Consider the following 13,986-nt stretch of genomic DNA (forward strand, 5'->3'; position numbering starts at 1 on the left):
CAGTCGCCGGAGGTACCAGCCCGGACTCCCCGAGCTCCCCGTCACAAGGCCCTCGCCAACGTCACCGGCGCGCCGCCGGCCAGGCCGGTCTGCACGGCGAGGGTGGCCGCCGTGGTGGCGACCAGCGACTCCAGCGGCACCGGCATCGGCCCGCCGGTCCGCACGGCCTTGACGAACGCGGCCAGCTCGGCGTTCTGGCCCTTGTCCCGGGCCTTGGGCAGCCGCGAACTGACCCACCGCTTCCGGCCGGCTGTGCTTTCGAAATACACCGAGGCGCGGACGAAGTCGTCGAGCCGGAGCACCCTGCCGTCCGCGATCAGGTCCAGCGTCTCCTTGGGGAAGCCGGACGAGCCGGTGGTGACGTAGCTGATGGTGGCGCTGGAGCCGTCCGGGTAGCGCAGCATGACCTGCAGGTCCTCGTTGCCCGGCGTGGCGGTCGCGTACACCGAGACCGGGTCGGCATCGAGCAGCCAGCTCGCCGTGTCGATGAAGTGTCCGCCCTCGCCGGCGAACCGCGAGCCCTCGGTGCCTTGCCGGAGGTACCAGCTGCCGTGATCGAGGTGGCCCGCGTTGACCAGGTAGCGCAGGTTGGCCGGACCGGTCCGGGCGCCGAACCGCTCCTTGGCCTCCTGCAGCAGCGGCGCGAACCGGCGGTTGAAGCCGACCTGCAGCCGGTCGTTGCCGGACTCCTCCACCGCCGCGAGCACGCCGGCCAGCTCGTCCTCGGTGAGCGCCAGGGGCTTCTCCACGAACACCGTCTTGCCGGCCAGCAGCGCCTGTCGGGTCAGTTCGGCGTGCGAGCTGTGCCGGGTGACCACGAACACCGCGTCGATGGAAGTGTCGCCGAGCACGGCGTCGAGATCGGTGGTCGCCTCGGCGAAGCCGAACTTGCGCTGCGCGTTGGCCGCGGACAGCGCCGTCGTGGTGACGACCGTGGACAACTCGACACCGTCGCGCTGTGTCAGGTGCGGCAGCAGCATCGAGGTCGCGTAGTTTCCCGCGCCTATGAACCCGAGGCGCACCGGCGTCTTGGCCGCCCGGGCCGGACCCGGCTTCACGGCCACCGTGGGCACCGCCACCGCCGGGGCCCGCGCTTCCCCCGTTTCCGCCGCGTGTCCCGCGTACTGGAACAGCACGGCCACGGCCTTCAGGTCGCCGTCCTTCAGGCTCCGGTACGTCTCGACGGCGTCGTCGAAGTCGGCGACGTGGGAGATCAGGGGCTCCACGTCGACACGGCCGCGGGCGACGAGATCGAGGAAGCACGCCAGGTTGCGGCGCTCGGTCCAGCGCACATAGCCGATCGGGTAGTCCCGCCCCTCCAGCTCGTACTCCGGGTCGTAGCGCCCGGGGCCGTAACTGCGGGAGAAGCGGACGTCGAGCTCCTTCTCGTAGTACGCGTTCCACGGCAGGTCCAGGCGGCACTTGCCGATGTCGACGACCCGGCCGCGGTCCCGGCACAACCGGGCGGCCAGCTCGACGGGCTGGTTGCTGCCGCCGCCGGCGGCCAGGTACACCTGGTCCACGCCGTGACCGCCGGTGAGTTCGGCGACGGCGGTCTCCACGGCCGCCGAGGCGGGATCGCCGCAGGCCGCCGCGCCCAGTCGCTCGGCGAGCTCGCAGCGCGCCGGGTCGGGGTCGGCCCCCACGACGTGGACTCCCGAGGCGGCCAGCAACTGCACCACCAGCTGCCCGATCAGCCCGAGGCCGATGACCAGCGCCACTTCGCCGAGCTGTGACTCGCCCTGGCGGACGCCCTGGAGCGCGATCGACCCGACGGTGCCGAAGGCCGCGTGCCGCGGCGCGAGGCCGTCCGGCACCCGGGCGTAGAGGTTCTTCGGCACCCAGTTCAGCTCGGCGTGCAAGGCGTGCTCATTGCCGGCGCAGGCCACGAGGTCGCCGACCTTCACATCGTCGATCCCGGGGCCGACCTCCTCGACCACCCCGCACAGCGAGTAGCCGAGCGGCGTGTAGGAGTCCAGCTTGCCCATCACCTTGCGATAGGTGGCGGGCACCCCGTTGGTGGCCACGCTCTGCACGACCTTGGCCACCTGGTCCGGCCGGGAACGGGCCTTGCCCAGCATCGACATGCCGGCCTCGGACACCTTCATGAGCTCGGTCCCGGTGGAGATCAGCGAGTAGGCGCTGCGGACCAGCACACCGCCCGGCTTGCACCCCGGCACCGGCACGTCGAGCAGCGCCAGCTCGCCACTCTTGTAGTTCTGTACGACCTGTTTCACCCGAAGTCCTCTTGTCTCTACAACGTCACGGGAGAGTTCTGGCCGGCCCCGGAGGTCGCGCCGCGATACCAGTACTCAAGGGTCAGCACGTGCCACAGATGCTTGGAGAAGTCCCGGTGCCCGGCGGCGTCCTCGGCGACGAGCCGCTGCAGCGCGTCGCGGCGCAGGAACCCGGAACGGACGAGCACACCGTCGTTCACCACCTCGCGCACCAGCGGTGCCAGATCCCGGCTCATCCAGGCGCGCAGCGGGGCGCTGAACAGGCCCTTGGGCCGGTACACGATCTCCCGGGGCAGGATCGAGGTGGCCGCCTCCTTGAGGACGGCCTTGCCCTGCCGTCCGACGATCTTGCGATCGCCGGGCACGGTGAACGCCGCCTTGACCACCTCGACGTCCACGTACGGCACCCGCACCTCGGTCGACGCGGCCATGCTCGACCGGTCCGTGTAGGCGAGGTTCAGGCCCGGCAGGAACATCCGGGAGTCGCCCAGGCACATGCGGTTGACGAAGTCGTCGAGGTCGTTGTCCTCGTAGACGTCCGCGTGCTCGGTCAGCACGTCGTCGACCGTCCCGGCCAGGTCCGGATCGATCAGGGCGAGCAGCTCGTCCTGGTCGTACATGGTGTAGCTGCGCCGGAACGCGGTCTCCTCCGGCAGATCGGCGAAGGAGAGGAACCGCTTCGCGAAGCGCACCGACCGGTACCCCCGGCGGGCCGAGGCGACCGGCAGCCGGTCCACGGCCGCGGACAGGCCGCGCCGCAGGGGCCGCGGGACGCGCTGGTAGCGCAGCGCGATCAGGTTGGCCAGGTGCTTGCGGTAGCCGGCGAACAGCTCGTCGGCGCCCATGCCCGAGAGCATCACCTTGACCCCGGCCTCCCGGGCGGCCGAGCAGATCAGGAAGGTGTTGATCGCGGCGGGGTCACCGATCGGCTCGTCCAGGTGGTACGTCATCTGCGGCAGCAGGTCGAGCACGTTCGGAGCGATCTCGATCTCGTGCAGGTCGACGCCGAACCGCTCGGCCACCTGCCGGGCGTAGCGCAGGTCGTCCGGCATCGCCTCGAACCTGGCGTCCTCGGCGCGGAACCCGATCGTGTAAGCGGAGATCCCGGGATGCTCGCGGGCCGCCAGCGCGGTCAGGTAGCTGGAGTCGAGACCGCCGGACAGGAAGGTCGCCACGGGTACGTCGGAGAGCAGGTGGCGCCGGGTCGACTCCTCGACGACGGCGGCGAGATCCGGCTGCTCGCCGCCCCGGGCCCGTTCCTGGGCCTCGGTGGCGACGTCCCGCAGGTTCCAGAACCGCCCGCGCTCCACCCGGCCGTCGGGCCGGCACCTGAGCCAGCTCCCCGGCGGCAGCTTCTCCGCCTCGCGGAACGCGCACCGTGAGTCCGGCACCCAGTAGTACAGCAAGGAGGCCACCAGCGCGGCGGGGTCCACCTGCAGCGACCCGCCGGTCACGGCGGCGAGTGCCTTGAGCTCGGAGGCGAACACCAGCCCCTCGCCGCGCCGGAGCAGGAACAGCGGCTTGATGCCGAGCTGGTCGCGGGCGAGCACCAGTTCACCGGTTCGCTCGTCGAAGATCCCGAACGCGAACATGCCGCGCAGCCTGGGCAGGCAGTCCGTGCCCCAGCGCCGCCAGGCCTCGAGGAGCACCTCGGTGTCGGAGGTGCCGCGGAAGCGCACCCCGGCGGCCGCCAGCTCGGCACGCAGCTCGGGCGCGTTGTACAGCTCGCCGTTGTACGTCAGGACGAGGCCGTCCGAGACCATCGGCTGGGCGCCGGTCTCGGACAGGTCGACGATGGCCAGCCGACGGTGCCCGAGGTGTACCTCGCCGTCACCGAGGGGGTGGCTGTAGCGGCCCGCCCCGTCCGGACCGCGGTGGGCGAGGGTCTCGGTGAGCCGGTCGGCCACGACCTTCCCGTCCGGCCATCGGTAAGTGCCTGCGATGCCACACATGTCCTACCGCACCTCCTGGTCGTTGTCCGGGACCCGTGCGGCCCACATCGGCAGCTGCTCCGTCAGCCGCCGGCCCTCCCCCACTGCCTGAACGGCGTGGGAGGTACCCCCACCCTTCTGCCGGGCCGGCCGCTCGCTCCGGCCGCGCAGCGCGGTGTGACGCCCGTCCCACAGCGTGCCGTCGGTCCGGTCACGCGGATCGGGGTCGATCAGCACCACACCGATCACCGGAATGCGCTGGTCCGCGAGCTGCCGCGCCACGGTGTGCAGCCACGCGGCGCTGCCGTGCCCGGCACGCACGACGAGCACGGTCTGAGCGCCGAGGTACCGGAGGTCCGTCCACGCCGTGCCGGGCGCCACTGAGCCGACGCCCAGCCGGCGCTCCTGGGGCGACCCGGCCTCGGCCTGCTCACCGGTGACCACAGCCGGGTCCCCGGGCTTCGGGCGGAGGCCGGCGAGCTGCCGGCCGGGCAGACCGTCGACGACGACCACCGGCCCCTCCGCCGACAGTGCCCGGGCCAGGTCCAGGGCGATCACGCTCGTGTTGCGCGCGCAGCCCAGTTCCAGCAGCGACACGGGTTCCGCCGAGCCGCGCACGGCGCGGGCCAGGGACGTGGTGAGCCGTTCGCGTGCCGCCCGGACCCGCCGGCCCTGCCATCGCCCGGCCGACCGGTGGGGCAGCTCGGAGATGACCGAGGCGCCGAGGTTCGCGGCGATCTCCCGGCGCAGCACGGGACGGTCCGCCACCACCGCGCCGACCGCGGCCAACGCGATCCCCAGGAAGAGCCCGAGGAAGAGCCCGATCCCGGCGTCGGTGGCAGCGGCCCTGGGCAGGGAGTGGCGCACCACGTACGGGGCGTCCACGATCTGCGTACCGGCGACCAGCCGGGGCGTGCCGATGCTCGCCTCCCCGGCGCGCTGGCTGAAATCGGTGATCTGCGACGTGAGTTCGGCCCGGCGGGCGTAGAGCGACTCCAGGTCCGCCGACGACTCCGGCCCGCTCGTCCGCGTTCCGTCTCCGATCGCCTTGTTGACCTGGGCCAGTTGGTCCTTCAGCTGGTCACGCTGCTTGCGCAGGGCCTTGGCCTCGGCGTCCGCGGCCTCCTGCACGCGCCTCACATGGTCGGCGACGAACGCATCGGCCAACGCCTTGGCGCGGGCCACCGCTTCCGCGTCGCCGGCGCCGGTCACGGTGATCTGCAGCACGTTGTTGGTCAAACCGGTACCGCTGTAGTCCTTCATGAAGTCCTCGGAGTTCTCCTGGGACTTGAGGGCTTTCAGGGCCTTGTCGGCGATCCGTGTGGTCTGCAGCAGCGCGACGTCGGTGCGGATCAGCGTTCCGGGGTCGTTCGGCTGGTCCTCCTCGTGCGCGACCAGCACCTTGGTCACCGCGGTCGGCGGCTGCGGCAGCAGGAACGCCACCGCCGCGCCGGCGAGCAGCCCCAGCAGCGCGAGTGAGCACCAGAGGCGGCGCCGCCTGCGCACCGCCGCCACCAGGGCCTGCAGGTCGAGCAGTGGAGCGGCGGCCGACGACTCCGGAGTCGTACTGGTCGTCACCTTGTGACCCCCCTCGCGTCGTCCAGTTCGCCGTCGAGGCCCGCGGGCGCCGGTACGGCGGCATGCCGGGAGTGGTCGTCCGACCGCGTCGCACGGACCGGTCCGGCGAGGACGATGCCGACGACCGCGTGCTTGGCGTCCGCACACGCCTCGGCGATACCGGCCAGCTCCGCCGCGGTCCAGCTGCCCGGGCTGAGCACGACCAGGGCGCCGGACTCGTAGCCGCGGTCCGGCACCATCGGCCGGGACACCGAAACCGCCACCGCGCGCAGCATCGGGTATCCCCTGCTCGAAGAGCTGGGAGAAGGAACGCTCCCGGCCTCGACGACGAGCTGCCCGGCGGCCAGGCGGGCGATCTCGTCACCCTCGGGGAAGACGACCAGCAGCCGGCGCGGGGCCGGCGGCTGGTCCCGGAGGCGGGAGCACACCCGCCGGTAGCGGATCTGCCTGCTGGCCTCGTCGCCGGACGTCCGCGGGGTCGGAAGGTCCCACCGCACGTCCAGGCCCAGCAGTCGTCGGATCCAGGCCCGCGGGCCACGGCCTTGCGGCCGGTGCATGGGCCGTTCCACGGGTACGTCGACGGCACCCAGCAGCGCCGAGCCCAGCGCCGCGGTGATCTCCCCTTCGCCGCGCAGCCGGCGGCTCATCCGGGCGGCGGTGAGATGGCCGATGACCGCGAACAGGAAGAACAGCAGCGCGCCGCCGGCGATGAGCTGCGTCCTCGTCGGCGGAGCCTCGCCGGTCGGCCGGGCCGCCGACCCCATGACGACCATGTTCTTCGCCTCGTCCTCGGTCGGATCGGCCTGCTCCAGCGTGTTGATGGCCTCCCGCAGCGCGGTGCGCAGCTTCTCCAGCTCGGTGCGGGTCTGCACGCTCTCCACGGTCTGCCCCGGATCGGCCGCGTCGGCCAGCTTGCTGATGCGGCGGCTGGTGTCCTTCACCGACTTCTGAAGCGCGGCGAGTTCCCCCGCCGCTTCGGGGTCGGCGCTGTCGTTCGCGATCCGTGTGGCGTAGGAGACGAACTCCTTGGCCACCTGGTCGGAGAGCCGCTGTGCGCGCTCCGGGGTGTCGGCCGTGCCGGAGATCTTGATGATGTTCCCGTCGGTGGCCTTGGCGCTGACCTGATCCCGCAGGTCGCTGCCGCTCACCCCGCTCCAGCCGAGCGTGGCGGCCGCGCGGTCGACCACCACCGAACTGGTCGCCACCTCCGTCTGCGTCAGCAGCTCGCGCTCCTCCCACGTCCCCGGCAGCAGCACCGATGCCGAGGTCGTGTAGCGCGGCGGAAACACCAAGGAGGCGCCGTGGCCGACGAGCGCGCCCACCACGGCGACGATGGCGAGCAGCCGCCAGCGCCGACGGAAGATCCGCCCGATCGTGACCAGGCGTATGGCGTCATCGTTCAACGACCCTGCCTCTTCCCTGCCCGGTCCGGGTCGCCTGCCGACACCGGAGGGTTGTCACGGCAGGCAGCGGCATAGGCGGCGAGCAGCGAGCGCTGGGAGTTCCGCCAGGAGAGCGGCCCGTTGATCCGCTCCTGGCCGATCTTGCCCATCTGGGCCCGCTTCTCCGGATCGTCCATCAGCAACGCGATGAGCCCGGCGAACTCGGCTTCGTCGTTGGCGGGCGCGTAGACGGCGGCGTCACCGGCGGAGACCCGCGCCTCCTTCAGGTCGAACGAGACGATCGGCCGGCCCATCGCCATGTACTCCAGGACCTTGTTCATGGTCGACACGTCATTGAGCGGATTGCGCGGATCGGGGGAGAGGCACACGTCCGCGGTGGACAGGTAGCGCACCAGGTCGGCGTCCGGGATGCGCCCGGTGAACTGCACCTGCTCGGAGAGACCGAGCCGCCCGGACAGCTCCACCATCGCGTCGAAGGCGTCGCCGGCGCCGACGAACACCGCGTGCCAGTCGGACCGCCCGCACGCGTCGCGCAGCTTCGCGAGGGCCCGCAGGGCGTAGTCGACGCCGTCCTGAGGTCCCATCACGCCGAGATAGCACAGCAGATGAGGCTTGCCGCGCTTCAACTCCGGCTCGGGCGGCACCGGTTGGAACCGGTCGACCTGGGGAGCGCTGCGCACCACGAACACGTCCTCCGGTCGCCGGCCGCCACGGCGTACCGCCACGTCCCGGTAGCTCTCGTTCGTGGCGAGCACGACGTCCGCGGCCCGGTAGGTCCGCCGTTCCAGCGCGCACACGGCGCGGTAGAGCAGATCCTGGCCACGGTCGAACCGCGACAGGTACAGCTCGGGCACCAGGTCGTGCTGGTCGAAGACGAACCGCGCGCCGCGCCGCTTCAGCCACAGTGCCGGCAGGAACAGCAGGTCGGGCGGGTTGCAGGCGTGGACCACGTCTACGGGTCCGACCTTGCGGGCCAGCCGGACCGTGTGCCACAACGCCGTTCCGTACTCCCGCAGATAGCCGGCCGGCCCTCCGGTGGCCGCGCGCAACGGGTAGCGGTGGATCCGCACCCCGTCGATCACCGCCTCCGGTTCCGTGTCCCGCTTCTCTCCCCGGGGGCAGATGACGTGCACTTCCCAGCCCGCGTCGCGCAGCGTCGTGCACTCCTGCCACACCCGCCGGTCGAACGGCACCGAGAGGTTCTCCACCAGGATCAGCGCGCGCCGGCCCGGCCGGTCGCCACTGCTTCGCTCACCAAGCAAGGCCCATGTACCCCGGTTCGGCCCGGCGCGCCTCGGCGTCGGGAAGGCGGATGAGGTCGACGATCACCGGGGCGTCGCCATGGGGCAGCGCCGACAGCACGGCCGGGTCCCTGGTCCCGACGAGGCACACCTCGGCGTGCTCGAGTACCTCCTCGACGGAATCCGCGAGCAGCTGCGCCAGGTGCGGCAACCGGTTCTCGATGTACTCGCGGTTCGCGCCGAGCAGCCGGGAGAGGCTCACGTTGGCGTCGTAGATCTTCAGGTCGTACCCCTTGCCGAAGAGCCTCTCCGCCAGTTCGACCAGCGGGCTCTCGCGGAGGTCGTCGGTGCCGGGCTTGAACGACAGCCCGAACATTCCCACCCGGCGCTTGCCGGCGCGCTCGACCAGCTCCACCGCGCGCTGCAGATGGTCGGAGTTGGAGGGCAGCACGTGCGCCAGGATGGGCACCGAGACGTCGGCCCGCTGCGCCGCGTGGACCAGGCTGCGCAGGTCCTTGGGCAGGCAGGAGCCGCCGAAGGCGAAGCCGGGCCGCAGGTAGGCGGAGCTGATGTTGAGCTTGCGGTCGGCCAGGAACACGTCCATCACCTGGTGCGAGTCCACCCCGAGCGCCTGGCACACCGCGCCCAGCTCGTTCGCGAAGCCGATCTTCAGGCCGTGGAACGCGTTGTCCGCGTACTTGATCGCCTCGGCCGTCGGGACCGGCACCCGGAACACCTCGCCGGGCAGGCCGTCGTACAGCGCCAGCACCGCGTCGCCGCTGGCCGCGTCGAGCTCGCCGATGACGGTCTTGGGCGGGTCGAAGAAGTCCCGCACGCTCGTGCCCTCGCGCAGGAACTCCGGGTTGACCGCGACCCCGATGTCCACCCCGGCCGTGCCGCCGACGTACTTCTCCAGGATGGGCACCAGCAGGTTCAGGCAGGTGCCCGGGAGCATGGTGCTGCGGAACACGACGGTGTGCCGCCCGCCGCGCTCGGCGAGCGCGGCGCCGATCTCCTCGGTGACCCGCTCCAAGTACGTCGTGCACAGGCTGCCGTTGGGCTCCGACGGCGTGCCCACGCAGACCAGCGAGATCTCGCTGTCGATGATCGCCTCGCGGACGTCGGCGGTGGCGCGCAACGCCCCGGTCCGCACGACGTCGGCGATGAGCTCGCCGATCCGCTCCTCGACCACCGGGGCCTTGGCGTCGTTGACCAGGTCGACCTTCACCTGGTTGACGTCCACCCCGATGACCTCGTGCCCCATGCTGGCCAGGCACGCGGCCGACACGCAGCCCACGTAGCCGAGCCCGAAAACGCTGACCTTCATGACCCGTTCCTCCCCCCAGGCAGGCCCCCACGGCCTGCGGTCCGCGCACCGGCGGGACCGTCGAGTTGCGGCCCCCCGCGCATCAGTAGGCCCCCTGCCCGTAGACCACCGCACGCAGTGTCTTCCACAAGATCACTGTGTCCAGGGCGAGCGACCAGTCCTCCACGTACCGCAGGTCCAGCCGGACCGCTTCCTCCCACGACAGGTCGCTGCGTCCGCTGATCTGCCACAGGCCGGTGAGCCCGGGCTTGACCAGCAGCCGCCGCCGGATGTCGGGGCCGTACGCGGCGGACTCCTCCGGCAGCGGAGGCCGTGGACCGACGAGCGACATCGATCCGGTGAGCACGTTGAGGAGCTGCGGGAGCTCGTCGATCGAGTACCGGCGCAGCACTGCTCCCACCCGGGTCACCCGCGGGTCCCGGCGGAGCTTGAACAGCAGACCGGCGCCCTCGTTGCGGTCGGCCAGGTCGGCACGTGCCCGGTCGGCCCCGGAGACCATGGTGCGGAATTTGAGAATGGTGAACTCGCGGCCGTCCTTGCCGACCCGGCGCTGGCGGTAGAACGCCCCGCCCCGGCTGTCCACCATCACCAGCAGTGCGACGAACGCCATCAGCGGTGCGAACAACACCAGCAGAAACGTTGCGCCTATGCGGTCGACGACCCCTTTGACCGCCCGACGGCCACCGGTGAAGGTCGGCATGCTGACCCGCAGCAGCGGGATCCCGAGCACCGCGTCGACGTGCAGCCGCGGGCCGGCCACCTCCATGAGCACGGGGGCCACGACCATCTCCGCGTCGCTGCCTTCGAGGTTCCAGGCCAGCCGCTGCAACCGGTCCGGTGACCAGTGCGGGTCCGGGGTGACCGCGACGACACGGTAGCCGTCGCGGCGGACATGGCTCGCGACGTCCGCCAGTCGGCCGACGACCGGCACTCCGTCCAGTTGTTCACCGTCGAGAAGGGGACCGTCCGTCGTGCACACCGCGTCCACCCGCCAGCCGAGGTGCGGGAACTTGCGGGTCCGGGTGATCAGGTCGCGCACGGTGGCCAGACTCCCGGCGGCGAGCACCGGTCTCAGGCACCGGCCTTCCTTCCGCTGTTTGTGCAGCCAGAGCCGCAGCAGATACCGCGCGGGAATGGTGACGAGCGCGATCGCGGGGATCGCGACGAAGATCCAGAGTTTGATGTTGCGCGAGGTGAGGGCGATTCCGCCGAGCGCCAGTACGACGGTCGCCGCGAACAGTGAGCGTCCGAGCCGGCGGAATTCCTCGGCGCCCTGGCCGAGCACGGCCGGAGCCCACGATCTGCTCACCGCAAGCGCTCCCAGCACCAGCAGCTCGGTGCCGAATGCGAGAATGCCCCACTTCTCATGCCAGTTGGCCGCGTCCCGGGCCCCGAAGACGTTGCCGATCGCCGCCACCACGAAGGCGGTGGCCACGGTGTCGCCGATGATCACGGTACGGCGGTACCGCTGCTCCCAGTCGATCGCGGGCCGGCTGATTGCCTCGTCCGACACACGTTCGCGCGCCGACGGATACGGGCTGACTACTCCCCCTTGCCGCACAGAACCCCCCAGGTTCCCCAGTAGTTCGACGTGTTCGCCCAACACTGTTCCTCCCCCCGGGAGGCCCCCAGCCCCCCGTGCCGCGCTGTTCTCCCCGAGGGAGGCCCCCGCCTCCCGCGCATGACATCCGGCTATTGCAGAGCTACTTGAACAACCCGCCCCGGCGTCGGCAGGCTCGCATGTCCCGCCAGACTGTCGAGGTGCGCCTGAACCCGTCGAAACTCGGGTGCTCCCCCACCCAAGACCCCCCTCGGGCTACAAGAACCGATCACCCCCACGTCTGGGGATGCGGACGCGACTGCCCGTTTTCCAAAGCGCCGGACCAATAGATCATTAGCGGTCGCCTCGTGTCCGAACAGCTGAAGCACGGTCAATCTAGACCATCGAGGGCCGGTATGAAGAGAGGATGTGTGTAATTTGTGTTCAAGGTTCGAAGCTTGATCCACCGAGCGGTGACCGCCTACGGGTGCCTGGATGCCGCCACGCGCTCGTGCGGCTCGCCCGGCTTCCCGGCGCGGCTTTTGGCCGGTATTGATCGGCGAACCGCAACTCGCCATCGAGGGAACCGACTTGATCGTGTCGGCGCAGGGTGGCCTGCCCAAGGGCGAGCGCAACCGCCTCACCGTCGAACGCCGGTGCCGGCCCTGGAGATCCGCTGCCGAAGACGTCCTCGCTTGCACGCGCGGTGGAGACGAGGCCGAATGGTGTATTGCCGCTGGTGGGTCCACCTCCGGTGGTCATGGCCGCCTGCCACGAGGTGTACGCCGAGCGACCTGGGGGGCCTCCCACGCCCTTGAGGCAGTGGGGGAGCGTCCAAGACGGTTCGGGGCAGGCGGCTGGGCGGGCTCACTCCCATCGTGCTGAGCCGCCGTGCCGGGATCAGTGGCCTGAACGGGGTGCACCGGGGAGACGGCCTTCTCCTGCCGACGTCCGAGATGATGTCCGCCCCGTGATGAATGCGGCGTCGTCGCAGGCGAGGAACGCAACGACGCCCGATACGTCGGCCGGCATCTGCACACGCCCAGTACTGCAACGGTGCTTGCGTGACTGACGGCCAGGTCGGTCGTTGGTGTGCTTGTGGGTGGGGACCTTGCTGGTGTCAGGTGGTGGGCGCGTGAACCGGACGCTGTGCATGGGCGGTTCGTGCACCGGTTCAGCAGGTCGGAGCCGCGGGAGTCGGCGCTGGCTGATATGAGGGGCCTGATCGCTCCGCTGTAACGGAAGACCGGCTGGACGATGGCGGAGGAAGCGGACCATGCGGGCCCGGGCCGTATCCAGCGGATGCTGAACCGGATCGAGTGGGACGCCGATGAGGTACTCGACGATGTGCGTCAGTACGTGGTCGACAACCTCGGCGACCCCGACGCCGTCCTGGTCGTGGACGACGCGGGCTTTCTGAAGAAGGGGGCGCGGTCGAGGAATGCTTCCACAGCGCGCACCGCCACATGACTCTCGCCATGGCCGCCCACGCCTGCCTGACCGTCCTGCGAGCCCGCGAGCTGGACACGGTGAAAGCAGAAACGGATCCTCCCAGCTCATCCACCTCCACCTCGCTCATCCACCTCCACCTCGCCGAGATTCGACGGCTGATCACCCGCCGCACCGACCGCCGACCCGCCCCTGTCGCATCAGCCACTACAAACGGCGCGGCCACAGCCCCTGACCTGGCCATCAGTCACAGCAAGCACCGTTGCACTACTGGGGCTGTCCGGCGGATCAGGTCGGAGGAAAGCCGCGGCGCCTCATCGGCGCAGGTGAGCGGGGCCCGGCGCCCCCAGCTGCAAGGCCGAGGAAGGCGGCGCCGAGCGCCTTCTGCAGGGCGGGCAGGCCCTCGTGGCGCAGCCGGGACCGGGTGGAGGCCGGGTCGGCGTCGTGGGGGTCGTCCCAGACGGGCAGGGACTGGACCATGCGGCCCTTGCGGGCGGTCTGCCGGTCGAGCTGGAGGAAGGGGCGCCGGTAGCGGCCTCCGGCCCACGAGACCGCGGCCATGCCGGACAGCGAGCCGGCGGGCGCGGCGAGTGGTGGGGCGGCCTGTTCGGAAGGTGATCAAGCGGGGCGGGGATGACACAGGACGGCCGCGTCCCGTCGAAGGGACGCGGCCGTCGTACGGGCGAGCCGTCCGTCAGGACAGGACGGCGGCCGCCCCCTTCACCAAGAGCGCGACCAGCATGACCACGATCGGCAGGACGAGGACCAGCTCCACGATCCCCGGCGCCGGCACGACGGTGGGTTCGCCGGTGCGACCACTGTCCTCCCGTTGCTCGCGTGCCTGCTCCAGTTCCTCGATCACCCTCTTGTGGCGGCCGAAGGAGGGCCACCGGCTGAAGGCCTGGACCGGGACGGTCCGGCCCCCGTCCAGCGTCAGGCTGAGGCTTCCGCTCTTGGCGTCCCAGTCCAGGCCCCGCACCGCCGCCCAGGGGACGTCGTAGGTCCGGCTGACGTTGCGGACCACGAGCCGGGTCCGGTCGTAGCGGACGAGGGGGAGGATCTGGATCCGCCCCACGAACACCAGGACGCTCAACAGGCTGATCAGTCCCGAGACGTTCACGACCGTGAGCTCCGGCAGGGCACGGAAGGACAGCGCCATGGCGCCCGCGCCCACGGCGATCACCAGGGCACCCAAGGCCTGCCGGTCCCGCCAGGGCCTCACTCGATGCATTGTCTCTTCCCTAAGTCGGCCTGCCGCTCCGCCCGGCCGTAACCGGGCG

The 13,986-nt window shown here is 71.1% G+C and carries 8 protein-coding genes and 2 pseudogenes; 1 reads left to right on the top strand and 9 read right to left on the bottom strand.

Going from position 1 to position 13,986, the window contains the following annotated elements; all coding sequences use genetic code 11:
- Positions 1-41 precede the first annotated feature (41 nt).
- From IG99_RS12345 to IG99_RS12375, 7 genes are all read right to left on the bottom strand, one after another.
- Positions 42-2,237, bottom strand: coding sequence for a bi-domain-containing oxidoreductase (locus IG99_RS12345; RefSeq protein ID WP_037672808.1), 2,196 nt, complete (start codon positions 2,235-2,237; stop codon positions 42-44).
- 17 nt (positions 2,238-2,254) lie between these two features.
- Positions 2,255-4,189 (bottom strand): asparagine synthase (glutamine-hydrolyzing), encoded by a 1,935-nt coding sequence (gene asnB, locus IG99_RS12350; protein ID WP_037672810.1) that lies wholly within the window; start codon positions 4,187-4,189, stop codon positions 2,255-2,257.
- A 3-nt stretch (positions 4,190-4,192) separates the two neighbouring features.
- Complete coding sequence (locus IG99_RS12355) at positions 4,193-5,746, bottom strand: Wzz/FepE/Etk N-terminal domain-containing protein (RefSeq protein WP_037672813.1); 1,554 nt, start codon at positions 5,744-5,746, stop codon at positions 4,193-4,195.
- The gene (locus tag IG99_RS12360) at positions 5,743-7,149 is read right to left on the bottom strand and encodes a Wzz/FepE/Etk N-terminal domain-containing protein (protein WP_037672816.1); all 1,407 of its coding nucleotides are present in this window, start codon (positions 7,147-7,149) and stop codon (positions 5,743-5,745) included. Before IG99_RS12360 ends, IG99_RS12355 begins: the two co-directional genes overlap by 4 nt.
- Complete coding sequence (locus IG99_RS12365) at positions 7,146-8,411, bottom strand: glycosyltransferase family 4 protein (protein ID WP_037672819.1); 1,266 nt, start codon at positions 8,409-8,411, stop codon at positions 7,146-7,148. Before IG99_RS12365 ends, IG99_RS12360 begins: the two co-directional genes overlap by 4 nt.
- Positions 8,401-9,717 carry a nucleotide sugar dehydrogenase gene (locus IG99_RS12370; protein ID WP_037672822.1) on the bottom strand — a complete coding sequence of 439 codons (1,317 nt, stop codon included), beginning with the start codon at positions 9,715-9,717 and terminating at the stop codon, positions 8,401-8,403. The genes IG99_RS12365 and IG99_RS12370 overlap by 11 nt, the downstream gene beginning before the upstream one ends.
- An 82-nt stretch (positions 9,718-9,799) precedes the next feature.
- Positions 9,800-11,278: a sugar transferase gene (locus IG99_RS12375; RefSeq protein WP_037672823.1), complete on the bottom strand. Its 1,479-nt coding sequence runs from the start codon at positions 11,276-11,278 to the stop codon at positions 9,800-9,802.
- 1,077 nt (positions 11,279-12,355) lie between these two features.
- Between IG99_RS12375 and IG99_RS45285 the strand changes: the two are divergent.
- A pseudogene (locus IG99_RS45285) lies at positions 12,356-12,724 on the top strand (transposase); the annotation flags it as partial.
- A 354-nt stretch (positions 12,725-13,078) separates the two neighbouring features.
- On the opposite strand, the pseudogene IG99_RS12385 reads toward IG99_RS45285, so the two are convergent.
- A pseudogene (locus IG99_RS12385) lies at positions 13,079-13,279 on the bottom strand (tRNA lysidine(34) synthetase TilS); the annotation flags it as partial.
- Positions 13,280-13,400: 121 nt separating this feature from the next.
- The gene (locus IG99_RS12390) at positions 13,401-13,937 is read right to left on the bottom strand and encodes a PH domain-containing protein (protein WP_107055889.1); all 537 of its coding nucleotides are present in this window, start codon (positions 13,935-13,937) and stop codon (positions 13,401-13,403) included.
- Positions 13,938-13,986: the final 49 nt, after the last annotated feature.

The sequence above is a fragment of the Streptomyces griseus subsp. griseus genome (assembly GCF_000720255.1).
Classification (GTDB): domain Bacteria; phylum Actinomycetota; class Actinomycetes; order Streptomycetales; family Streptomycetaceae; genus Streptomyces; species Streptomyces griseus_I.